Source organism: uncultured Lactobacillus sp. (assembly GCF_947367085.1).
Lineage (GTDB): Bacteria > Bacillota > Bacilli > Lactobacillales > Lactobacillaceae > Lactobacillus.
Genome location: NZ_CANBCP010000002.1, coordinates 55,176 through 80,166, shown reverse-complemented (window position 1 = coordinate 80,166; position 24,991 = coordinate 55,176). Strand labels below are relative to the sequence as shown.

Below are 24,991 nucleotides of genomic sequence, written 5' to 3'. Positions count from 1 at the left end.
TGTAAACCGGACAAACTACAATAAACAATGTATATATCCTAGGAGGAATAGAAAGATGAACAAGAGAACAATCACCGGTATTGCTACCGCGGCAGCTTTAACGGCTACTGGAATATCGGTTACCAACAACCTTAAGAAGGTTAATAACCCTTCAGAAGGGGTTGTTCAGGCAGCTACCGTACAATCTAACCAACAGTTTTTAAATAAAGCTATCCCTGCAGCTACTGCAGCATCTTCTAAATACGGAACTTATACTTCTGTTATGATCGCTCAAGCTGCTGTTGAATCTGGCTATGGTAATTCAGGCTTAGCACAATCACCAAATAATAACTTGTTTGGTATTAAAGGTTCTTACAATGGTCAATCTGTAAACATGTCTACAGGTGAATATACTTCTAATGGTCAATACTACCAAACTAATGCCAACTTTAGAAAGTATCCTTCATACCAACAATCATTTGAAGATAATGGTGCTTTATTAAGAAACCAAATGGGCACTTTCTACAAGGGTACTTGGGTAGAAAACTCAAGTAACTATGCTCAAGCTACTCAAAATGGTTTACAAGGTAAATACGCAACTGCACCTAACTATGCAGCAAGCCTTAACAATGTGATTAAGACTTATGGCTTGGATCGCTATGACCCAACTACTCAAGTAGTTAACGAAACTAGAACTATTGCACAAACTACTGCCATTACTAGTGCACCAGTTGATGTTAGTGTAGGTACTCGTGTAGGTACTGCTCAACAAGGCCAAAGCGTTAATGTTGGTAAATATATTACTTATAATAACGGCGTTAAGTACGCATACTTAACTAATTCTAATGGCTGGGTAAATGCAGTTGCTTTTGGCACTAGTCAACCAGTTAAGCAAGTAGTTCAAAATACCCAACCTACTCAAAAACCGGCAACTACCAATACTTTAGTATTGAAGTCAACTGCAAAGCCAGTTTCTACTAACGCTATTAAGACACAAGCAACTGCTGTAAAGCCTGCTGCTAAACCTGTAATTAAGGTAACTGCTGCTCAAGCTAAGCAAAAAGTAGTGGTTAAGACCGCAGCTGTTAAACCTGCAGTTAAACAAGAAGTCAAAAAGGTTGAAACTAAACAAGTAGTTGCTCAAGCTCCTACAGTTAAAAAGGCTGAAACTGTTACATCAGCTCCAGTCAAGGCTACTCAAGCAGTCGCAAAACAAGAAGTAAAAACTGCGGTAGTTAAGCAAACTGTTCAAGCTCCAAAAGCCAATAAAGTTTCATCAACTAAGGCTATTGAAAACAATACTCAAGTAACTCAAAAAGCTCCACGTATTGTCAGAGGCTTTTCATATTCACACAATAGATTCTTTGAACCAGCTTATAGATCTGTTCAAAAAGTTGTTAGAGTCAATTATGCTCCTTCATACGCTGTTGCCGTATGGAGACAACCAGGACAACAAGCTACTGGTGAATTTTTACCAAATGCTTCCACTTGGAAAGTTACTGGAGAAGCTTACTACGGTGGTCACTTATGGTACCAAATCGGTATCAATCAATGGATTGATAGCCGTTATGTAAGTGAAAATACTGGCGTTGCTGGCGATTTCCAACAAGTTGTAGCTAATAATACTACTGTTCAATCAACTAAGCGTCAAAAAGGAACCTTAACTATCAAATGGCGTGATGATCAAGGTGTTACTGTTTGGAATGCACCAAATGGTAAAGCAACTGGTAAGTATTTGCAAAATGGTACCAGCTGGAGATTCTTCAAATCAACCGTTGTTAACGGTGAAGTATGGTACAACATTGGTGGTAACCAATGGATTCCAGCAAAATATGTTTACGTAAGATAATTAAGAAGAGTTTCATCGCAAACTATTTTAAGCATTAATATCAATGGGGGATTTCATGCATTCTGCAAAAAAGAAAATTTTAGGTACTTTGGCTTGTGTTTCAGCTTTAACAGGAGTTGCCGCTTATACTAGTGTTTCTCACTCACAAAGATCAGTAGTTCAAGCAGCATCTAACTATGCTCCAGCACGTTCTTACGGGGTTGATGTTTCAAGTTTCCAAAGTACTAACTTGGGACCTCATGCACAAGCTGGTGCTCAATTTGCTATCGTTAAGGTTTCTGAAGGTACAAGTTACCGTAACCCTAACGCTGCAGGTCAAATTGCAAGTGCAAAGCAACACAATATGATGCCAATGTCATATCACTTTGCTACTTTTGGTAATAACGTTGCTGCTGCTCAAGCTGAAGCACGTTATGCAATTAGCTCAGCTCAAGCATTTGGTTTACCTAAGGGTTCATACATTGTCTGTGATTGGGAAACTGGTGACGGAAATGTAGTAACTGGAAGTAAAGATGCTAACACTAACGCAATTATGGCATTTATGAATACCATTAAAAGCGCTGGCTACCAACCAATGGTTTATTCAGGTGCATACTTATTAAGAAATAATATTGATACTACTACTTTACTTAGATCTTACCCTAACTCATTATGGGTAGCTTCATATGCTACTACTGGTAGAATCGATACACCTGATTTCAACTACTTCCCATCAATGGATGGAATTGCTATTTGGCAATTTACTGACAACTGGAGAGGTCTTTATGTAGACGGTAACATTAGTTTATTACCACTTTCATACAATACTTCTTCAAGCCAAGCTCCAGCTGGCAATACTAATACTTCTAAGCCAAGTAACAATACTACTGCTTCAAAGCCAGCTACTAAGCCAGCACAACCAGCAGTAAGCGAAGGCTCAATGGGCCAAACTTCTAACTCAGGAAGTAAAGTAGCTACTGTTAAATATCCTGGTAACATTGCTCTTTGGAAGAGTCCAAATGGTCATGTTACTGGTCGTTATTTACCAACTGGCTCACGCTGGGCAGTTTCTGGTAAGGCTCAAGTAAATGGCGAATGGTGGTACAACTTAGGTGGTCAACAATGGATTCCAGGTAAGTACTGCTACGTAACTGGATTCTCATCAATTCCAGTAATTAGTGCTAATACTAGTTCATCTAATTCAGGTGAAACTAAGTTCACTGGAATTGGACGTGTAAACTACGTTCCAGGCTATGGTATCAACTTGTGGTACGGTTACGGCTCAAACGCCCACTTTAGTGGTCGTCGTTTGCCACATGGTTCACGCTGGAAAGTCTTTAAGAAGGTTACTGTCAATGGTCATACTTGGTACAACTTAGGTGGTAACCAATGGCTTGATGGTAAATACTTAATCATGGAATAATAAAAATAATATTTTGCGCCGCTCTTATTAAGAGTGGCGTTTTTTTTGTATCTTAAGCTATAATTGAAGTGTTAAAAAAATTAGGAGGAATCCGCTTTGATTTATACAGTTACTTTGAATACTAATGAAAGTGTGGCTGGCAAAGGCATTAACATTTCTTTAGTTTTAAAAAAGCTCGGTGTTGCCTCAATTGCTACAGGAATTGTTGCTAGCGATGGCGAAAAAGTGAAGCAAGAATTAGATCAGGAAAAGATTGAACATCATTTTATTAAACAAGATCAAGCAGCACAATTAGATTTATTTAGCAGTACTGAAACTCAAGTTTCAGCCCAAAAGCAACAAGAATTGCTAGATTATCTCAAAAAAAGTTTGAAAATGGGTGATATTTTAGTTGTTGCAGGCTCTTTTGCACCAGGAATTGATCCCGTTTATCTGACAGACTTAGCAAAATTAGCTCAAGAAAAAATGACTCACTTAGTAGTTGATGTACCTTATGTTAATGTTTTAGATATTTTGCCACTGCATCCCTTACTAGTTAAACCAAATACAACTGAATTAAAGTCTTGGTTTAAAAAAGAAAATGATAATTTAACTACTGAACAATTAGTTGATTTAGCACACGATATGGTTGTTCGGGGTGCAGATCATGTTTTACTTTCATTAGGTGCTGATGGGGCTGCAATTGTGAACTTAATGCACGCTTATATAGCTCAAGCTCCTGAAATTAATAAGGTCAACGAAGATGGAGCAGGTGAAACTTTACTTGCCACCTTTTTAGCCGGGATGCTTCAAAATCATACTCCGGTTCGCAACTTAGCTGATAGTATTGCAGCAGCTACTGACACTGTTCAAAGCCAGCGGCTAACAACTTTTGAAAAGACGGCGGAATTGCAGCGTCAAATCATCGCTCGTAAGATTACTTTTGAAGAAGCAGAATAATTTAGATAGGTCCTAGCAAATGCTGGGGCTTATTTTTTTTACGCTTTTTTAGTGATAAGATTTAAGAAGCACAAATTCTAATAGGAAAGTAAGTCAATGAAGATAAAGAAAATAAGACAATTCAATTTATACTTGCCCTATATTATATTTGCGATAGGGGTTTTATTATTACTTAGCTATCAAATACAAAATAAAATTACGATTATCGTAGGCGATGGTTATTTTCACTTTAGCCGTATTTACGATGCTGCCCAGCAAATAAAAACCGGCTATTTTAATTATTTCCAGACTAATTGGGGATTTGATCAATCCGGAAGAATTATTAATGCTGTTTATGGACCATTTTTTGCTTATCTGATGGGCTTAATTTTGTTAATTTGTGGATCTTGGTTCAGATTTCAAATTGTAACAACATTTATCATTTCGATGGTTGCAGTTAGTGGCATGTATCATGTTTTGCAAAAAATTAAGCCGAATTTAGTAATTAATACTTTGCTAGCATTAACCTACCTTTTCAAAATTACCACATGGAATAATGGTCCAACTTTTGGAGCAGTGAGTTATGCAGTTTTTCCGTATATTATTTTATGTGCCGTCAGAATGATTCAAAATGAAGATAAGCCAATAAATTGGCTACAATTGGCTTTAACTATGAGCGTCGTAGGACAGATTCACTTAATGTCGACGATGATGGGAGCTTTGATGCTGGTTCCGTTTGCGATTGTAGGGTTTATTCAAACTAAAAATCGAAAATCCATGATTTTGAATTTAATTGGGGCAGTAGGCTTAACTTTACTGTTAACGGCAAATATTTGGCTTGCAATTAGCTACTTTAAGTTTATTGATCCACTAGGCAATCCAATTGGAACTAATATGGCCAATTCAACTATTAATTTTGCTGAGCTGCCTTTTCTTCTTAATGTCTTTATGTTGGCTCAATTAATTTATGTTGTATTTAATTTCAAGCGCTCCAAATTAAATACAACTATTACGTTAGTAGCGCTAGTTTTCATTTTAATGGGATCGGCTTTATTTCCGTGGAATTGGATTCAAACAGAATTTCCAGTTTTAAAAGAAACCTTCCAGGTACCGCGCAGATTCTTTATAATTGGATTTTCTTTAATTGTGGCTGCAAGCACAATAACAATCCAAAATTTATTAAAAGCAAAAGTAGAATGCAAATATGCTATTTGCGGCTTTGTTTTGGTCGTCTTACTAGCTAATTTTAATTATAGTCTTCGCGTTAATTCGTTTTATGGAATTAATTCAAGTATGAATAAGCCTGTGCAAAAGATTACTTATTCATCTCAACTTGGTGAATTATTTAAATATATCAATATGCCCGCTCCGGATTATTTACCTGAAAACAAAAAGATGGAAGGTAGCGAAAAAGCTAAGATTTATCAATTGCAGCTGATTAACCATAAAAACAGTTTTAATCATCAAGTTCAAAAAGATGGTACTTTAAAATTAACTTGGCAAGCTAAGAAAGACTCTAAAACTCAGCTTCCAATAGTGATGTATCGCCGCTCTAAACTGAACGTAAATCAAAAGTATTCTTATATTTCTAAAAATGAAATTGGAATGCCAGTAGTTAGACAGCATAAAGGATTAAATGAAGCTGTCTTAGCTTATCAAGCTCCTAGCTGGTGGAAAGTGATGCTCATTATTGTAGCACTTAGCTGGTTATGCGTGATAATTTATCTAGTTTATTTAAAATGCCGGCGACTTTAAATGAGAAATATGTCCTAGCAAATGCTAGGGCTTATTTTTTTAACGCTTTTTTAGTACAATAGCTGTGTTAATTAGAAAAAGGAGAAGAAAATTGCAACAACTTTCTATATTTATTGTTTCATTAGCGGCCTTACTAATTCCGCTACTGATGGCACGCTTTAAGGTAAATACCATTCCAACGGCAGTTGCCGAAATTATAGCTGGAATCATTTTGGGGCAATCATGTTTTAACATTATCCGTGAAAATGATGCTTTGAGTCTGCTTTCCAGCCTGGGCGTTACTTTGTTAATGTTTTTATCAGGGATGGAGATTAATTTCGATCTTTTTAAACGTGATGATAGTTTACGTCCTGTTAAAAAGTCAACAACTAATGAAATTAATCCTGTCAAAACTGCAGTAGTTTCATTTGCTTTAGTTACAATTTGTGCTGTGGTTTTAGCTTTCTTGTTAAAACTTTTCGGTATGTTCAATGATATTATGCTGGCAACGATTATCTTTATGACTGTTGCTTTAGGCGTGGTAATTGCAACTTTGAAGGAAAAAGAAATCTTGTCTCGTCCAATTGGACAGACGATTTTGCTGACTGCGGTTTTAGGTGAAGTGGCTCCTTTGATGCTTTTGACAATATATGCATCTGTCAATGGTGGAAATGCCGGTCGGTTGTGGCTGATTGTTTTATTGTTCGTAGCAGCTATTTTTCTACTTCACCGCTTCAAACAACCTTATATTTGGTTTAACAAAGTTACCAAATCAACTACCCAGCTTGATATTCGATTAGCATTTTTCCTAATCTTTACCTTAGTAACAGTTGCGGAAAGAGTTGGTGCTGAAAATATTTTAGGTGCCTTTTTGGCGGGGATGGTAATGAAGCTGCTTGAGCCAAGTGAAGCCACAATGGATAAGTTAACCTCAATTGGTTACGGCTTCTTTATTCCAATCTTCTTCATTATGACCGGCGTAAGACTAAATTTACGGACCTTGTTTACCCAACCAAAAGCTTTGATCCTTATTCCAATCTTAGTTTTATTCTTGATTGTTGCAAAACTACCAATCTTTTTGGTTTACTTAAGAAGCTTTAACAAGCGTAATAGTTGGGCAGCTACCTTTTTGATTATGACAACAATTACTATTGTTTTGCCAACCTTGCAAGTTGCTCGTAAGTTAAAAGCAATTACAGCAATTCAGTCAGATGCCTTTATTTTAGCTGCCGTAATTGTCTGCGTACTAGGTCCGATTTTGTTTAATGCGATCTTTAAGCTCACTGTGCAAGATAAGATTAAGCAAAAAGTAAATATTGTCGGCACAAACATGTTCACAGTTCCAGTCGCCCAAGAATTGCATGATAATTGGTACGATGTTACTATGTTTACCCATCGTCGTGAAAACTATAATACTTATAAGAGTAAAGTTACTAAGTTAGAATATTTGACTAACTTAGATGATGCGACTTTACAAGAAGCTGATGTATTTGATTGTGATATTTTAGTAGCTGGGTTTAGAAATGATGAAGACAATCTTAACCTCGCTGAATTAGCAAAATCACAAGGCGTTAGTCGGGTAATTGTTAGTCAAGAACATCCTACGCCAGAACAAATAACTAAGATGGTGGAAGAAGGATTGGAAATCTTCAATGTCTTCAATGTTCAAACTTCAGTCTTACGTGGCTTAATTGAATCTCCATCTTTGATGAAGATGCTGATGGATACTAAGAATGCCTTGTATGAAGTTAAAGTTAAGAACCACAAGTTTGCTGGGCAAAAATTGATGAACTTGCCGTTTATTGATCAAATGACAGTAAGTAGAATTCGCCGTGGCAATAAATGGCTAGCTCCTCATGGTAATACAATAATTGAAGTAGGAGACCAATTGATTTTTACTTCAAAGAATCAAGAAGCAGAACATATTCGTGATGAATTAAGTAAAGAAAACTAAAAAGCCGATCTGATTAAAGTTGATTGATCAGATCGGCTTTTGTTGTGCCATATTTAGTTGAAGTTAATCTTCAATATTAGATACTTTAACGCGAGTTGCTTTCTTTAATGCATCTGGAGTTTTTAAGTTGTTAACGTTGTTAATATCAAACAAGTGCACGCTGACTGTGCCTTGCTTATTTTTATAGGTTACAACGTAATTCATGTCACGTAATTGTTTTTTACGGTCTATTTTAATAGTCAAATTTACGTCTTTAATTTGCGAAACGTCTGCTTCTTGAGTAGAGCCGGATACAGTAGATGCTTTTTGCAGGCCTGCTATGACGTTTTTGTCACTACCTTGATAAGTTATCGTATAACCATTAAAACCATCTAAATTAACCTTTAAAGCAGCAAATCCCTTATTTGAAAAGCGGTCAAAATTATGAGCTGTGAATAATTTGTTATAAGAACTAAACATTTGGGTAAAAATGGTTTGTGCAAAACTAGTTTTGACCATGTATTGCCACTTATTATCTTTATCTAAGTTGTAAACTCGTTTCGGAGTAGACCACATTTCTTGAGCTTGACCTGCTGATTTAGGGTCAAATTTGCTAGATAAGTGGATGTAGTTTTTGTTGAACTCGTAGTTCATTGTGCCAGTTTCACGTTTTTTGCCATTTTGATTAGTGACGACAATTGTACTTCTAGCTGAAGTGATTTTAGTTTTAGCGGCCTCAGTTAAGGCAGTTTTGGCACTAGGCTTAGTTAAGTTTAAAAATAAGAAAACTGCAGCGATAATCACTACTAAAATAGCAATAATAATTGCGACAATTTTGATGTTTTTGTTTTTAGATTCGGTCTTAGCTGTTTTAGCTTCAGGCTTATTATCCATCTTGATCTTTTCTCCTAATTACTTTTTTGACTTGCTTTGATTTTTTGAACATCAATAGCATTTTTTTGAATATTGGCTGGTACAGTTAAATCATTGTGGGTATTTAACTCATCAAATTTTGTAGTCCAAGCAAAATTGTAACGGCCACCAACACTGAAGTTAGCCTTCATATCAATTTTGGTAATCATCTTCGAAGACTTATTAATAGTGTAAATAACGCGTACATTTTGAACTTGGGCTGCTGATACCATTTGGGCAACATTCATATTTTGAGAACCCGGAGTGTTTAAAGTATCCACAATTAGACTATTTAATTGTTTCCACACATTACTGTCAGCGCCGCTATAAGTTACTGTGTAGTTAGTACTATTTTGTTTAACGACCGCATGTTTAGCAATAGCCTTATTTAATGAAGTGTAAGTACTTGGTTTAAAGCGACGGGTTACTTGATCAGGATCAAAGTTGTCAGCGGTTGATTTGTTTTTGATCCATTTACCCTTGTTTTGTTCTAATAATAAATATAGTTCACTATCAGTAAGCCAAATTTGTTCACCCTGAGTTTTACCTTTGCTAGTTAATGAATAAGTCATACTGATTGGATTAGTGCCTTTAAAGTAGCCATTATCGCGGCTACTTTGCTTCATTTCAGTTGACTTAATTGTTTGACTATAATGACCATTTGCCATACTTTTAGCAAAATTAGCAGTTATTAAGCTTTTGGCAGAAGGTAAGTTATCGCCACTTTCTTTGTGTTTACTGCAGCCTGCTAGAACAAAAAGCATACTTGTTAAAGCGATAGCCATAATCCAGGTAAGTTTATTTTTTTTCACCATTAAAACTCCTTCACAAAAAATCTACATTTAATATTCTACACTTTTTGCATACAAAAAAGGCACCCAGACGGTGCCAAAAACTAATGTTTTTTGATCATGTTCAAGATGTTGCGCCACTTGCTATGCTTAACTTGTAAGTTAGCTACAGGTTGAGTCACTTCAATGCAGCCAATATATTTTCCTTGCTCATTATGCAGGCTATAAAAAGAAATGTTTACTGGTTGTTTATCTTTAGTAATAATAATTGAAAGTGATTTGCGTTTGTTATCATGCATTTGCTTTAAAACGGCTTTAACGCGGCCTTGAGAATGACCAGGATGGACCTCATATACAGTTTTGCCAACATCAGCTGGAGTGCGCTTAAATAAGCGGTGATTATTCATCGATGACCAGACAACTACATCATTTTCGTCTAATACATCCATTTCTTGAGGAATAGTGTGAAAAATTGCATTTAACTGCTCAATAGTTAAATGGCCGCCATCTAAATTAATTTCGTTTTCCATAAAAACACCTATCTATAAAAATAAAACAAGTTATAAAATCTATACAATTATATTTTAGCATTAGATTGGGCAAGAGAATTATTAGTTTTTTTCTGATTTCCTATGATTTTTTTGACTAAGCGTGTAAAATAGTTACTGAAACATTGAATTTAAAAGGAGATACAGTTCATGTCGAAATTAGTTTTAATTCGTCACGGTCAAAGTGAATGGAACCTTTCAAACCAATTTACTGGTTGGGTTGACGTTGATCTTTCACCTAAGGGTGTTGAAGAAGCCAAGAAGGCTGGTAAGTTAATTAAGGAACACGGTCTTGAATTTGACCAAGCTTACACTTCATTATTAACTCGTGCCATCAAGACTTTACACTTTGCACTTGAAGAAAGTGACCAACTTTGGATTCCAGAAACTAAGACCTGGAGATTAAACGAACGTCACTACGGTGCATTACAAGGTTTAAACAAGAAGGCTACTGCTGAAAAGTACGGCGACGAACAAGTTCACATTTGGCGTCGTTCATACGATGTTTTGCCACCAGCTATTGATGATGATAACGAATTCAGCCAAGCACATGACCGTCGTTACGCAAACTTGGATCCACACATCGTTCCTAAGGCAGAAAACTTACACGTAACTTTGGATCGTGTAATGCCATTCTGGGAAGATCACATTGCTCCAGACTTACTTGACGGCAAGAACGTTATTATTGCTGCTCACGGTAACTCACTTCGTGCTTTAACTAAGTACATTGAAAACATCTCAGATGATGACATCATGGACTTAGAAATGAAGACTGGTGAACCAGTTGTTTACACATTCGATGACCAATTGAACGTTGTTAACAAAGAAAAGCTTGATAAGTAATTGTTAAGCCAACTAAAAAGCCCCCGACATTGTCGGAGGCTTTTTTATTTTTTATTACCAACTTGCTTTGCGAACGCCAGGAAGTTGTCCTTTGTGAGCAAGTTCTTTAAAGCGTAAACGTGACATGCCGAATTTACGCATAAAGCCATGTGGACGTCCATCTTCTAAATCACGGTTGTGGAAGTGGACTGGACGAGCGTTACGTGGCAATTTGGCCAATGCTTCAATATTGCCTTGCTCTTTTAATTCGTAATACTTTTTAATTAATTCACGCTGCTTGGCAGCTTTAACAATTTTGGATTTTTTAGCCATATATCTACTCCTTTTTATATAAAATTTTTTGTACTAAAATATGTGCTAATTAAAAGTAAGTATATTTTATTATGGTTTATTTCTATTGTCAAATAAAAAACTTGACAAATCTGAGATTTATTTTAATGATATAACTTGATGTTCAAATATCCCATATTATTAATTTAGGAAAAAGTATGCTTGATAAAGGAAAAAAACTACTCTTATCACAAGATTTTAGACAACTGGTTGGTTATATTCTGATTGGACTGTTAGGATTAGTAGTTGATTTTGGTGTGTTTACTATTTTAGTTAAATTGAATGTGAATGTTGAACTGGCTAACTTTGTTAGTTCAAGTTGTGGTTTAATCAACAACTTTTTTTGGAATTCATTTGCTAACTTTAAAGTCCATGATAAGCTGCTTTTGCGCTTTATTTCATATTATTTAGTAGGTCAAATAACAACTTTGTTTACTACGGGATGTTTATTTATTTTTGTTGATAAATTGGGATATGACAAAATAATAGTAAAGGTCATTTCAACTTTCATTGCCACATTAATTCAATTTGTTATCAACAAGGTCTTAACATTTAGAAAAGATAAAAAGAAGGTAAAGGAATAAAATGGATAAGCTATCAATAATTGTACCTTGCTATAATGAACAAGAAAGTATCCCTCTTTTTTATCCAGCAGTTCAAAAAGTAATGGCAACTATTCCAGAGCTTTCTTATGAATATTGGTTTGTAAATGATGGCTCGCATGATAAGACACTAGATGAATTGAAGAGCTTACACAAAGAAGATCCCGAGCATGTCCATTTTGTGTCATTTTCAAGAAACTTTGGTAAAGAAGCAGCTTTATATGCTGGCCTTCAAGCAGCTACTGGGAATTATATTGTAGTAATGGATGTAGATTTGCAAGATCCACCAGAGTTTTTACCTCAGATGTACAATTTAATAAAAACTGGGCAATATGATTGTGTTGGAACTAGGCGCGTTGATAGAACTGGTGAAGCCAAGTTCAAATCTTTTTTGTCAGATATGTTCTATAAAATAGTAAATAGAGTGTCGAATACTGAAATTGTTCCTGGAGCACGTGATTATCGCATGATGACACGGCAAATGGTGGATGCTGTTTTGAATATGCCCGAATATAATCGCTTTTCAAAGGGAATATTTTCTTGGGTAGGGTTTAAAACTAAGTATCTAGATTACCACAATGTAGAACGTGTCGCTGGAGAAAGTGACTGGAATACTTGGAAGTTGTTTAAGTATGCAATGGATGGAATTGCGGACTTTTCACAAGCTCCACTGAATATCGCGGTTTGGATTGGAACGACTTCCTTTATCATTTCTCTAATGGGATTTTTATTTGTCTTGATTCGATATTTTGTAGATCCAGGATCGAGTATTTTTGGATGGGCCTCCTTGGTATGTATAATCTTATTGCTGGGTGGTCTGCAGCTTTTATGTATCGGAATTTTAGGGAAATATTTGGGTCGGATTTATATCCAAGTTAAGAATCGACCAATCTATATTATTAAAGAAAAGGAGTAAGGACCTAGTGTCCTTATTTTTGTATTTATAAAAGTATAGGATTGCAAAAAGCCCCGGATCCCTGTTAAAATACTAAAGTTACAAAAAGTTAGGGAGACAAACTATGAAATATTTATATTTATTTATTCCCGCACTTGGCTGGGGTCTGATGCCGCTAGTCATTGCAAGTGTGAAAAAGAGTACAGTTTATAATCAAATTGTCGGAACTGTTGCTGCTTCATTTGTTTTTGGAGCTTTAGTGATGCTTATTTTGCATCCAGCAATTAGTTGGTCACTATTTTTAATTTCTGCTTTAGGTGGAGCGTTATGGGTAGTAGGTCAAGTAGGACAATATATTTCTTATGCACGCATCGGTGTTTCTGAAACAATGCCTATTTCAACGGGGCTACAATTAATTGGTGTGCCTTTAGTTGGAGTGGTAGCATTTGGTGAATGGGGCTCAAGTCAAGCCAAGATTTGGGGCTTTTTAGGAATTTTAGTTTTGATTTTTGGTGTTGTTTTAACATCAATGACTGATAAAGGAACTGCTGAAGGAAGCAAGCAAAACCAAGTAAGTACTATCATCTTGCTTGTTTTAACCACTTTAGGTTATGTAGCTTCAAGTTCTATTCCAAAGGCACTGACTGGTTCAGGAGTATCCATCTTTTTTGGTCAAACCGCAGGGATGGTTGTAGCAGTCTTTATCTATACTTTAGCTACTGGCAACATCGCTGCTTGGGGTCAAAAAGCGACTTTCCAAAGCGGTGTAGCAGGTATCTTATATTCAGTCGCTGCACTTGCTTATATTCTTTCTGTTCAAGCTAACGGCGTAAACATGGCCTTTGTTATTTCACAACTTTGTGTAGTAATTTCAACTTTAGGTGGTTTGATTTTCTTACATGAAAAAAAGACGCAAAAAGGTCTTGTCTTTACACTCTTAGGTTTGGTATTGATTATTGCTGGGGCAGTAATGACTACTTTATTTTAATTAAGAAACAAAAAAGACATCCACATGAATGGATGCCTTTTTTGTATCAACTTGTCCTAATTAAAAATGATTTTTCTTAGAACATCTTTTATTGTATTAAATTAAAATTAAAAGTCAAGTCATTTATAATAAAAATTTTTGCGTTTATTATCTCGATCTGATCAAATTGTTTACATGGATAGGCTTATAGTTGACATACTAAGATTTCCATGATATTTTCAAAAAGAGAGATAATGGTTTATTGTGTCTAGGAGAATCGTTAATGTTAACAATTGAAAACAACCAGTTAAGGGTTGGAATCGATGAAATGGGGGCGCAGGTTACTCATGTCATTGATAAAAATGGTAATTTCGACTTTATATGGAATGGAATTGAATGGAAAAAGCATGCACCAATTCTTTTTCCAGCAGTTGGTGGATCGGTAAATGACCAGTATGTCATAGATGGAAAAGCTTTTTCGATGAAGCCCAATGGTTTTGCAAGCGATTATTCTTGGACTGTTGTAGATAAGGGCGACGAACAGGTTAGTTTGACTCTAACTGATAACGAAGAAACTTTAAAGATATATCCTTTTGAGTTTTCACTAATGGTAACTTACGCTCTAGAGGGAAATCATCTTCACGTCCGCTTTTTAGTTCAAAACAATTCTCAAAAGACGATGCCATTTGCTTTAGGTTTTAAACCAACTTTTAATATACCAATTATTACTGATAATCTTAAATTCTCAGATTATAGCTTAACTTTTGAGCCTGAAGTGCCTGAGCTTACTAAATATAAATTAACTGATCATTCTTTACGTGAAAAGGAAATTTATACTGTTTCTGGTACTGATAAAAACAGCCTTCAATTAAAGTATTCTGACTTTGAAGCAGGTCCAATTGTAATTGCTACTCCTGGCTTAACGCAGGTTGATGTAACGAGCGAAAAATCCGACCATCAGCTTGGAGTTTCACTTGAAGAATTTGATCATGTTGCTTTGTGGACGATGGCCAAGCAAGAAGCTAAGTTTTTATGTATCGCTCCACTTAATGGCTTACCAGATCAAGAAAGTAATACTTTAGTTGATTGGAGTCAAAAAGAAGGCAATCATTTATTAGAGCCTGAACAAAAGGTGGAATTTTCAACTACTTTGACATTGCAATAAGATAAAGCACAATATCAATTAATTAGGTATTGTGCTTTTAATTTATGCGAGTAAGATTATTTATTAATTAGTAAAGATTTTAAATTAGAGTTTTAATGCAAATCCGATTTGCTATAATAAATTTTGATTTTCTAGAAAGCAAAGGATTTATTATGGATAAAAAACCGATACAATCTCGAGTAGAACTCAATGAGCAAAGACATCATAAAAAGCATATCTGGCGCTGGATTGGCCTAATCATTTTAATCTTAATCGCAGGTGTGGGGATTTATATCGGCTCAATTTATGTCAAGACAAAAAATGCGGTTGATAAGACTTATGATCCACAAAATGCAGTTGCTCAGGATAGTTTCAATGGTAAGCAACCATTTTCAATTTTACTTTTGGGAACTGATACTGGTGCTTTTGGTCGGAAAGAAAAAAACGGTAATTCAGATACGATGATTATCGCAACTGTGAATCCATCGAAAAAGAAGGTCTCGTTGATGTCAATTCCGCGTGATACTATGGCCCAAATGATTGGAACAGACAGTTTTAGTGTTCATAAAATAAATGCGGCTTATAATATTGGTGGACCGAAAATGGCGATGAAGACTACAAGTCGCTTACTCAATGTTCCTTTGAAGTACTATATTGTGATGAATATGGGTGGCATGAGAAAGTTGGTAAATGGTGTCGGCGGCGTTGATGTTACGCCCCCATTAACATTTACTTATGACGGCTATTCCTTTACCAAAGGTAAGAAAGTTCATCTTAATGGTAGTCAGGCTCTAGCATATTCAAGAATGCGTTATGATGACCCTCAAGGTGATTACGGGCGCCAGCTTCGCCAAAGACAAGTTATTATGTCGGTTTTAAAAAATGCTTTATCTGTAAAAACTATTGAAAACCTTGATAGCGTGCTTGATTCGGCTTCTAACAGTATTAGAACTAATATTACTTTTAATTCTATGGTGGCCATTGTTAAAAATTATCGTAAGTGCACCAATAATATGACTAGCGATTATTTACATGGTACAGGTGCGATGATTGGGGATGCTTCTTATCAAGTAATGAGTGATAAGGAACTTCAGCGCTGTTCTGATATTGTACGTTCTGATATGGATTTAGAAAAAGAAGATTTGAGTAATAATGAAACTTATCAAAATTCAAAGAATACAAACTTTGATTGGAATAGTGGCGATCCAAACCAAGTTTATTATGTTTATGAACCAAATAGTGATCAGCTTTGGGAGGGAGATCGCAGCTACTAATGTTTAGATTATATTCATTGCTTATCGGCTATTTTTTCGGCAACTTCTTGTTTGCGATGATTGTTGGGAAAGTTTTGCTTCATAAAGATCCGACTAAATACGGATCTAAAAATCCAGGAACTGCAAATATTGGCGCAGTTTTTGGTAAAAAATATGGGATTATCACCTGCTTTGGAGATTTAGCTAAAACTTTGATTGCACTATTAATTGTTTATTGGCTCTTTAAAGCAAATCGTCAAGCTGAAGCAGCCTGCGGCCTCGGTGTGATTTTAGGACACTCATTTCCTTGGTGGAATCATTTTAATGGTGGAAAAGGCGTGGCGGTATCGGCAATGTGGATGGTCTTTTTTGACTGGCGTGCCGGCTTAATTGCGCTAATTTGCGGTCTTATTTTAGTTATTTTGATGAAAAATTTGACCATTCCGCCATTAGTATATATGCTTGGCTACAGCATCTACGTTTGGATTAACTTCGGCTGGCAATGTGGCTTTATATTTTTACTTGCGACAGCTGTTATGTGTTTTAAGTTCAGAAAAGATATCGTTGACTTTTTCACTGGTCACGGCAAGCGTGTAGATGTATTAACTACAATAAAAAAGAAATTAGGCAAAAAGGTTTCATAAATTGAAGCCTTTTTTCAATATTGTTAGTTTTCTAGTTAAGAGTAAAATGTAAGAGTGTCTAATTTAAAATAAAGGATGCAATAAGTGAATACTAACAAGAAATCTTTTTTAAAACTTATAGCCGGTATATTTATGTTGCTAATTGGACTTGGACTTATTTTGCCAGCTTTTGGCTTTTTAGATAGGGCAAGTGTAAGTAAAGACATAAATATTCAAGCATCTGGTGTGGCCTTTAATAACCTTTTAGTGGTTTTTCTAGCATATCTATTTGGTAAGATAGCCAGTTTAAAGAAACTAACTTTTAAAATCGTTATTAACTTTTGGCTTTTAGGGGCATTATCCATGTTCTTATTTGCAGTTGCAAGTTGGATTAAGACGCCGAATACCTTTAGTTTATATGGTTTTGGATCGTTCCTCTTTCCATTTATCTCTGCTATATCGCCATTGTTTTCTTTCTTTATCTTGGCGAGTTTTCTTGCCCCGCTATTAGTTGAGTTACAAGAAAAGATAAGTGATAAGCAATTTAATTGTTTATGGGCAATTGTATCATTACTAGTTTTTTCTTTTAGTGCAGTCTTTAATTCTATGCCCAATAACTGGCAAGCAGTAACACTACTAGTAGCTTTAGGCTGGGGCATTAAAAAGCAAACCTTTTTAAACAGGATTAAGCCGCTTTGGACTGGCGTGTTAGCGATTATTTTACTAGGGATTACTATTGGACTGACAACAGTTTTTATTCAAAGCAAAGCTATTGTTGGTACTAATTTTACTTTTAATCCTAATTTCCTAATAAGCTATTCATCTCCACTCTATATCTTTATTGCTGCCTTAATTGAACGGACTTTTAGAGGTGTTTGGAGCAGTTTTAATAGTAATAGCCTTTATTTCTTAACACCGCTAGCGATTATTGGACAATATAGCTTGAGTCCAAATTTGTTCTTTTATAATAGTACTAGTCATCGATTAGGGATTAGTAAGTTAATGCTGGTGGGCTTGATAATTGGATTAATTATTATCAGCTTTATTTTAGTTTTATGTGTTAATGCCATAGTTTTACATATTCCATTTTTTGAAAAATTCGCTAATATCCTCAATAAAGATACTTTCTCATCTTTATTAGATGCTTTTTCTGAGTTAAAGATAAAAATACAAGCTTTTCTTTCACGTCATAAAATTAGTCTTTGGACTTGGCTTTACTTAATCCTTTTAAGTGCAATATCTATTTTGGTTATGGCCGATGGCGGTCAAATTGACAATCAAAATGCCTTTGCTGTATTAATTGGGCAGAATTTCTTTGTGCCATTTTTAACGGCGATTTTCTTATTTGCCTTGTTTGCGGTCTTTAATTTTATCTTTACTCGTTACTGGACCTCAATAATCCTTGTAACGGTTTTGACTTTGATCTGGACGATTGCTGAAAAAGAAAAATTACTACTCAGAGGAGAGCCAATTTATCCTTCTGAAATTCAAGAAATTACTAACTGGAAGACCCTTTTACCAATGGTAGGGATGGGGATTGTCTTTGCAGCAATAGTTGGAATTATTATTTTAATTATTGTGACGATCATTTTAGAGAAAAAACATCCAATTAAGTTAGGAAACTTCAAGCAAAGATTAATTTGGCTAGGAGTAAGTATCTTAGTCTTCTTGACTCCGATGGGTTTTAACAAGAAAAATACAACTTTATATTACTTATCTCGAGGATTCGGTAATGTAATTACTTTTTCTAATCCTAAAGGAGATCTACAAAAAAATGGTCCAGTTTTGAGTTTGATAGACTACTTAAATGTTGAAACAATGCAAAAGCCAGCTGGTTATTCTGTTGGTAAGCTTGATCAGATTCAAAAAGAATATAGTCAGGTTGCCAAGCAAATTAATAAGACTCGAAAAAACAAGCTTTCTGATCAGACGATTATCTTTAATTTAAGTGAGTCATTTGTTGATCCAACTGATTTTCCGGGAGTTAAATTAACCACTAAAGACCCAATTCCATTTATGCACTCACTCAAAAAAGATACTACTTATGGTCATATGCTCAGTGCTGGCTATGGTGGTGGTACTGCCAATATGGAATATGAAGCGATGACGGGATTTAATATGGCTAACTTTAAGGGGCAAATCATGCCATATTTGCAAGTTTTGCCGAAGTTTTCAAAATATCCTAATATGGGACAAAGCTTTAATTATTCGTCAGCAATCCACCCGTTTTATGGAACCTATTATGCTAGAGCTTCAGTATATAAGAAGTTTAAGTTTAATAAGTTTGCTTACTTAGGTTCGAAATATAAGATCACGGATCAAAAGAAAATCGGTCGTGACTGGTATATGTCAGATGATACTTTGTATAAAAATGGCTTACGACAGATAGATTCACGTAAAGGTGGTCAATTTATCAATCTGATTTCAATTCAAAACCACACTCCTTATAATGACTGGTATGGTGATAATGAATTTACTAACGGTATAAAATTAAGCTTACCTTTAGCTAAAGGGATCACTGATACTAACTTTTCTACTTATACTAGAGGTGCGCAATATACTGATTTAGCTGTTAAGAGCTTTATTGAGCAGATCGATAAGATTAACAAGCCGATAACTTTTGTATTTTATGGTGACCATTATCCAACAATTATTAATCAAGATGAACTAAAGAAATATCCAATTAAGCTGCACTCAACGACTTACTTTATTTATTCAAATAAATACGCCCGCACCCATGGTGCTAAAGCTAAAATTGGTAAATCAAGTTATGTAAATACGAGTGACTTTATCAGTATGACGTTAGAGCAAACAAATTCTAAAGTAACGCCATATCAAGCTTTGTTGACTAAAGTTCATCAAGAATTACCAGCTTTAACTATTAATTACGATGGTGAAGATGGGTATGAATTAGTCGATCAAAAAGGTCATAAAGTTTCTGAAAAGACTTTAACTTCTAGTCAAAGAAAATTATTGCATGACTACGAAATGGTTCAATACGATATGAGTGCAGGTAAAGCACATTTAATGGGATCGAAGTTTTATAACTAGTTTTAATAAAAAATCATTTGACTTCTTGGACCTTGTCGCTTATCATCTAAATTAATACGAAGTAGTTAACCAGCTCAGTGTTCAGAGAACTAGCATGTGGTGAGAGCTAGGCAGGCTGGCTTAAACGAAGTACAATTATGGACTGGTCTCCTTAAAGACTTTTTAAAGGCGCAATATGCGCGAACGTGGGTGGTACCACGGCTAAGAAAGATATTTAGTCGTCCCTTGAGTTTAGGCTCAAGGGGCGTTTTTTATTGGAGGATATTATGGCAAAATTTGACATTTTAGAAGACCTAGAATGGCGTGGGGCTATTAATCAAGAAACCGATGCAGATGGGTTGCGCGATTACTTAAAAGAGCACGATGACTTAGCTTTATACTGTGGAACGGATCCAACTGGTGATTCACTTCATATTGGTCACTTAATTCCATTTATGATCTTAAAGAGATTCCAAATGGCAGGTTATCATCCAGTTATTTTAATTGGTGGTGGTACTGGTGCAATTGGTGACCCATCTGGTCGTAAAACTGAACGTACTTTACAAACTGCTGACCAAGTTAAGCATAACGAGGAAAAGTTAACTGCTCAAATGAAGAAGTTATTTGGAACTGAAAACTTCGAAATTCGAAACAACGCTGAATGGCTTGGTAATATGAACTTACTCGATTTTTTACGTGATTACGGTAAGTTCTTCCAAGTTAACAATATGATTAATAAAGATGTTGTTGCTAGTCGTCTTGAAAATGGAATTTCATTTACTGAGTTTTCATACCAAATCTTACAAGCAATCGACTTTTACCACTTAAATAAGGATAATGGCGTTCAACTTCAAATTGGAGGCAGTGACCAATGGGGGAATATTACTGCTGGTATTGACTTGATCCACAAACTTGAAGGTGGAGATCGAAAGGCATTTGGTTTAACTATTCCTTTAATGCTTAAAGCTGATGGTACTAAGTTTGGTAAATCTGCTGGTGGTGCAGTTTGGCTTGATCCTGAAAAGACTAGTCCTTACGAATTTTACCAATTCTGGCTTAACCAAGATGATCGTGATGTTGTTAAGTACCTTAAGTACTTCACTTTCTTATCACGCCAAGAAATTGAAGACCTAGCCGAAAGTGTCGAAAAAGAGCCTTGGAAGCGTACGGCACAACGTCGTTTAGCTGAAGAAGTTACCAAGTTTGTTCACGGCCAAGAAGGTCTTGATGAAGCACAATTTATTACAGAAGCACTCTTTAAGGGGAATGTAAAAGATTTATCTGTAGCTCAAATTAAACAAGGCTTTAAGAACGCACCAAGTACTGAAGCTACTAAAGAAGCTAAGAATATTGTTGATTTCTTAGTTGAAACTAAGATTGAATCATCTAAGCGTCAAGCTCGCGAAGATGTGAAAAACGGGGCTATCTATGTAAATGGCGAACGTCAAAATGATATTGACTTTATTGTGGAGCCAGATAGCGCATTTGATGGTAAGTTTGTAATTATCCGTAAGGGTAAGAAGAAGTATACTTTAGTTAGAATTAAGTAATTAAGTGAGAGAATAAATGAAAAAGAGAAATTATGGGATAGATCTATTGCGTGATTTTGCTATGTTTTTAGTTGTCATGGATCACGTAGTAATTGCAAATATTGTGGGGGGGTAAATGGAGCCTTCTATCATAATCACTTTGTGACACCTCAAAATATGACTTTGTGGTTATTATTCATAATAAGCTTGTGGTGCAATATTTTATTTGGAATGATAACGGGTTATATAATGTATAAATCTGAACCTAAGGCACATCGAATAGTCCAAATATGGTTCGAAGTGTTTTTCTATTCAGTAGTCATTTTTGCGATTTTATGGTTTTTAAAAAGTAGTTATCATACACGTGCAGGGATAATCGATTCGATATTTCCTGTGACTCGAGGTAAATATTGGTATATTACATCATATTTTGGAATGTTAATATTTGTACCGTTCTTGAATGTGATAGTTAATCATGTTAATCGAAATACCGCATGTATGGTCTTGATAATTTTCTTTATTGTTGTTATTACGTTGCCTGTTTTCCTATTTAATCATGGTGATCCTTATAACTTGCTTAAAGGTAAAGATATGTTTGGTTTAATGCTCTATTATTTAATGGGAGCATTTATTGGGAAATTTGATTTGGATAAGAAAATATCTAAAAAGGTTTTGGCATGGATAGTAATTGGATGTATTGGAATATCTTGGCTATCAAAAATTATGATTGTTGCTATTAATGAGCATTTTCATCTTTTGTTAAATTCAGATTTTCTAACTAAAAATACATTTGTGGCACCCACAATTTTGTTAAGTGCTGCTGCCATCTTTTGCTTCTTTCCTGAATTAAAGCTAAATAAGGTCACTATAAAAGTGATTGAATTTTTAGCGCCAGCAACTTTAGGCGTATATTTGATTCACACAGCCTTAATTGATGCATATCTGCAGTACTGGGTAATGATTCCAGGAAGAGATAATATGAATCCAATTTTTCTTTTTATTATTTTGATATTAGTTACTGTACTTGTATATATTGTATGTTCATTAGCAGATTATATTAGAATCTATTTATTCAAACTTATCCATATCAAGCATTTATCCATCTTTCTTGGAAAGATTATTGATAGATGGATTGAAAAAACAATCTTGAGTTTAAATAAAATTTTTGACAACTAGATATTATGGAAGGCATCCTAGTAAAAGGGATGCCTTTTTTGATACAATATAGTCGCCATTTTAGCTCAGGAGGTAGAGCACCGCCGTGGTAAGGAGGAGGTCCCCAGTTCAAATCTGGGAAATGGCTTATTCTTAGTAATTTATATTTAATATTGATTTTTTGTAAGTAGTTATATTATGGTTATTAAAAGAATAAAATCTATCTCTTACAGAAAGAAGAAAAAAATAATATGGATCATGAACTAACTTTAGATGAAATTGCCAAATTTCAAAAAGACTATCAAGCTGATAAACAAAATCGCATTGCTGAACTTGCAGTTGTAACTAATGGTTTACAAAAGGCTAGTTTAAATACGGAAGGTATTCGCGCTCTAAATCGTACCTTCTCTATTGAAATTCCCACTGACAATGTGACTGATCAAAAACAATCAGGACGCTGCTGGTTATTTGCGGCTCTTAATACTTTGCGTCATGAATTTGCTAAAGCAAATAAGGCTAAAAATTTTGTATTCTCGCAAAGTTATCTCTTTTTCTGGGATCGAATTGAAAGAGCAAATATCTTTTTTAATCACATTATAGAAACTGCTGATCAGCCGATTGATGATCGAACTGTTCATTTTTATTTACAAGCACCTGATACTGATGGTGGACAATGGCACATGGCTGTTTCTTTGATTAAAAAATATGGCTTAGTTCCAGATTATGCGCAAGCAGAGAGTTTTACCGCTAACAATACTGCCGCTTTTAACCAAGCGCTCAATATGAAATTACGTCAAGATGGATTGGTTTTGCGTGATTTAGTTCAAGCTGGCAAAGACGATGAAGTTCAAGCTAAACGTCAAGAATTTTTGAGCGAAGTTTACCGTATGGCAGTTATCGCTTTTGGTGAACCTGTCCAAAAATTTGATCTCGAATTTAAAGATGATGATGGCAACTATCAATTGGATGAAGGCTTGACACCATTAGACTTTTGGCACAAATATTTCACTGATGATCTTGATGATTATGTAGTTTTATTTAATGCTCCTGATCACGAATATGACAAATTGTTTAGTTTGCCATTTGAAGATAATGTTGCAGGAGGCAGTCCAGTTAGATTCTTGAATACTCGAATTGAAAACTTGAAGAAAGCTGCAATTAAGCAATTGCAAGCTGGCGAGACTATTTGGTTTGGCTGTGATGTAGGTAAATCTAGTGATCGTCAAAAGGGAATTTTATCTGCCGACCTATATGAAACGGACACGATTTTCAACATTGAAACTAAGCTTGATAAAAAGCAAAGATTACAAACTGGTGCAAGTGGTTCAACGCATGCGATGACTTTGGTAGGTGTTGATGTAGTTGATGGCAAGAGTCGTCAATGGAAGGTTGAAAACTCATGGGGAACTAAAGTTGGTGATAAGGGCTACTTTGTGATGGATGATAAGTGGTTTGATGAATATCTTTTTAAAGTTGTTGTTAAAAAGAAGTACTTATCAGATGAGTTAGTAAAAATTTCTGAAGGACCTGCAACAGAAGTTCCTTGTTGGGATTCGATGGCATAATGAAATATTTGAACCTATTACGTGATTTTGCGTAGTAGGTTTTTTGATAGAATAAAAATATAAGCGAGCTAGGAGGAATTGATGATGGACATTAGCCAAGTAGAAGAATTTACCAAAAAACAACTAGCAAATGAACGTACTGGACATGACTTTTATCATGGACAGCGGGTTGCAAATTTAGCTACAAAAATGTATTTGCAAGATAATCCTGATGCCCATCCTGAAAGCAGAATGGTGGCAATTATTCGAACAGGAAGTTTTTTGCATGATACGATTGATGAAAAAATCTGCTCTGATCCTCAAAAAGTTATACAAGAGATTTGCGGACTGTTACCCGAAGTAGGCTTTAGTGATTTAGAAATTAAAGATATTTTGTTTACTATCCAGCACATGTCTTTTTCTGCGAACATTGAGCATCACTATAAGCTCCCGTTAAGTGGCCAATACGTGCAAGATGCTGATCGAATTGAGAGCTTAGGGGCAATCGGAATTGCGCGTGCTTTTACTTATGGTGGTAAGCATGGTAATTTGATTTATGATCCAAAAATCAAACCAGAGAAATTAATTAGTCATGATCAATACCGCAACCATGAAGAAACAACTATTAATCATTTTTATGAAAAACTTTTTGATTTGGAAAAGTTGATGAATACACCTGGCGGCAAAAAAGAAGCGCATAGGCGTACTGAATTTATGCATGAGTTTGTAGATGAATTCATGGATGAATGGAATGTTTAAAAAATTAGAGTGTGAAGAACCACTAGTTATCGAAAATGATAGCTAGTGGTTTTTTATGTTTACTATAGTATTTACTAAAGATCCCTAATAAAATTTACTAAAATATATGGTGAAGATTTCATTGATAAACAATTGATATGTCAATATTTTGGTAAATAGGACTAAGCTTTAATACAGTAATAAAGTTTACTTAAATATAGACAAATTTAGTAAACAATTATAGAATATGGTCACAAGGAAAGCAGCGATGG

Annotated in this window: 20 protein-coding genes, 1 tRNA gene and 1 pseudogene; 18 read left to right on the top strand and 4 right to left on the bottom strand. The window is 35.2% G+C overall.

What is annotated here, in order from left to right:
• Window positions 1-55 precede the first annotated feature (55 nt).
• The 5 genes from Q0Y70_RS00785 (at window position 56) to Q0Y70_RS00765 (ending at window position 7,836) form a co-directional block, all read left to right on the top strand.
• Window positions 56-1,828 (top strand): glycoside hydrolase family 73 protein, encoded by a 1,773-nt coding sequence (locus tag Q0Y70_RS00785; RefSeq protein WP_297815349.1) that lies wholly within the window; start codon window positions 56-58, stop codon window positions 1,826-1,828.
• Window positions 1,829-1,883: 55 nt separating this feature from the next.
• Complete coding sequence (locus tag Q0Y70_RS00780; RefSeq protein WP_297815344.1) at window positions 1,884-3,230, top strand: GH25 family lysozyme; 1,347 nt, start codon at window positions 1,884-1,886, stop codon at window positions 3,228-3,230.
• Window positions 3,231-3,326: 96 nt separating this feature from the next.
• A complete protein-coding gene (locus Q0Y70_RS00775) occupies window positions 3,327-4,169 on the top strand; it encodes a PfkB family carbohydrate kinase (RefSeq protein ID WP_297815343.1) in 843 nt (280 codons plus the stop codon).
• Window positions 4,170-4,265: 96 nt separating this feature from the next.
• A complete protein-coding gene (locus tag Q0Y70_RS00770) occupies window positions 4,266-5,903 on the top strand; it encodes a hypothetical protein (protein ID WP_297815341.1) in 1,638 nt (545 codons plus the stop codon).
• Between the two features lie 91 nt (window positions 5,904-5,994).
• Window positions 5,995-7,836, top strand: a complete 1,842-nt coding sequence (locus tag Q0Y70_RS00765; protein ID WP_297815339.1) for a monovalent cation:proton antiporter family protein — start codon at window positions 5,995-5,997, stop codon at window positions 7,834-7,836.
• A gap of 63 nt (window positions 7,837-7,899) precedes the next feature.
• Here the strand turns inward: Q0Y70_RS00765 and Q0Y70_RS00760 are convergent, their stop codons facing one another.
• The 3 genes from Q0Y70_RS00760 to Q0Y70_RS00750 form a co-directional block, all read right to left on the bottom strand.
• On the bottom strand, window positions 7,900-8,709 hold the full coding sequence (locus Q0Y70_RS00760) for a hypothetical protein (RefSeq protein ID WP_297815335.1): 810 nt from the start codon (window positions 8,707-8,709) through the stop codon (window positions 7,900-7,902).
• A 14-nt stretch (window positions 8,710-8,723) separates the two neighbouring features.
• The gene (locus Q0Y70_RS00755; protein WP_297815333.1) at window positions 8,724-9,542 is read right to left on the bottom strand and encodes a DUF6612 family protein; all 819 of its coding nucleotides are present in this window, start codon (window positions 9,540-9,542) and stop codon (window positions 8,724-8,726) included.
• Window positions 9,543-9,622: 80 nt separating this feature from the next.
• The gene (locus tag Q0Y70_RS00750; protein ID WP_297815329.1) at window positions 9,623-10,048 is read right to left on the bottom strand and encodes a PAS domain-containing protein; all 426 of its coding nucleotides are present in this window, start codon (window positions 10,046-10,048) and stop codon (window positions 9,623-9,625) included.
• 168 nt (window positions 10,049-10,216) lie between these two features.
• Here Q0Y70_RS00750 and Q0Y70_RS00745 point away from each other — a divergent pair, with 168 nt between their 5' ends.
• Window positions 10,217-10,909, top strand: coding sequence for a 2,3-diphosphoglycerate-dependent phosphoglycerate mutase (locus Q0Y70_RS00745; protein ID WP_297815326.1), 693 nt, complete (start codon window positions 10,217-10,219; stop codon window positions 10,907-10,909).
• Window positions 10,910-10,963: 54 nt separating this feature from the next.
• Here Q0Y70_RS00745 and rpsN read toward each other — a convergent pair whose 3' ends face one another.
• Complete coding sequence (gene rpsN / locus Q0Y70_RS00740) at window positions 10,964-11,221, bottom strand: 30S ribosomal protein S14 (RefSeq protein WP_297815324.1); 258 nt, start codon at window positions 11,219-11,221, stop codon at window positions 10,964-10,966.
• 176 nt (window positions 11,222-11,397) lie between these two features.
• On the opposite strand from rpsN, the gene Q0Y70_RS00735 reads away from it, so the two are divergent.
• From Q0Y70_RS00735 to Q0Y70_RS00680, 12 genes and pseudogenes are all read left to right on the top strand, one after another.
• Window positions 11,398-11,823, top strand: a complete 426-nt coding sequence (locus tag Q0Y70_RS00735; protein WP_297815321.1) for a GtrA family protein — start codon at window positions 11,398-11,400, stop codon at window positions 11,821-11,823.
• A gap of 1 nt (window position 11,824) precedes the next feature.
• A complete protein-coding gene (locus Q0Y70_RS00730) occupies window positions 11,825-12,757 on the top strand; it encodes a glycosyltransferase family 2 protein (RefSeq protein WP_297815318.1) in 933 nt (310 codons plus the stop codon).
• Between the two features lie 103 nt (window positions 12,758-12,860).
• Window positions 12,861-13,724: a GRP family sugar transporter gene (locus Q0Y70_RS00725; RefSeq protein ID WP_297815314.1), complete on the top strand. Its 864-nt coding sequence runs from the start codon at window positions 12,861-12,863 to the stop codon at window positions 13,722-13,724.
• A 262-nt stretch (window positions 13,725-13,986) separates the two neighbouring features.
• Window positions 13,987-14,868, top strand: coding sequence for an aldose 1-epimerase family protein (locus Q0Y70_RS00720; RefSeq protein WP_297815311.1), 882 nt, complete (start codon window positions 13,987-13,989; stop codon window positions 14,866-14,868).
• A 152-nt stretch (window positions 14,869-15,020) separates the two neighbouring features.
• On the top strand, window positions 15,021-16,121 hold the full coding sequence (locus tag Q0Y70_RS00715; protein ID WP_297815308.1) for an LCP family protein: 1,101 nt from the start codon (window positions 15,021-15,023) through the stop codon (window positions 16,119-16,121).
• Window positions 16,121-16,744, top strand: a complete 624-nt coding sequence (locus Q0Y70_RS00710; protein WP_297815306.1) for a glycerol-3-phosphate acyltransferase — start codon at window positions 16,121-16,123, stop codon at window positions 16,742-16,744. The genes Q0Y70_RS00715 and Q0Y70_RS00710 overlap by 1 nt, the downstream gene beginning before the upstream one ends.
• A gap of 132 nt (window positions 16,745-16,876) precedes the next feature.
• Window positions 16,877-19,774, top strand: a complete 2,898-nt coding sequence (locus tag Q0Y70_RS00705) for an LTA synthase family protein (RefSeq protein ID WP_297815305.1) — start codon at window positions 16,877-16,879, stop codon at window positions 19,772-19,774.
• A 266-nt stretch (window positions 19,775-20,040) separates the two neighbouring features.
• The gene (gene tyrS, locus Q0Y70_RS00700) at window positions 20,041-21,303 is read left to right on the top strand and encodes a tyrosine--tRNA ligase (RefSeq protein WP_297815302.1); all 1,263 of its coding nucleotides are present in this window, start codon (window positions 20,041-20,043) and stop codon (window positions 21,301-21,303) included.
• A 138-nt stretch (window positions 21,304-21,441) separates the two neighbouring features.
• Window positions 21,442-22,458: pseudogene (locus Q0Y70_RS00695) on the top strand (acyltransferase family protein); the annotation flags it as partial.
• 54 nt (window positions 22,459-22,512) lie between these two features.
• Window positions 22,513-22,585 (top strand) — tRNA-Thr (locus Q0Y70_RS00690).
• A 103-nt stretch (window positions 22,586-22,688) separates the two neighbouring features.
• Window positions 22,689-24,002, top strand: a complete 1,314-nt coding sequence (locus Q0Y70_RS00685; protein ID WP_297815297.1) for a C1 family peptidase — start codon at window positions 22,689-22,691, stop codon at window positions 24,000-24,002.
• Window positions 24,003-24,086: 84 nt separating this feature from the next.
• Window positions 24,087-24,740 (top strand): HD domain-containing protein, encoded by a 654-nt coding sequence (locus Q0Y70_RS00680; RefSeq protein ID WP_297815294.1) that lies wholly within the window; start codon window positions 24,087-24,089, stop codon window positions 24,738-24,740.
• The last annotated feature ends 251 nt before the right edge of the window (window positions 24,741-24,991 follow it).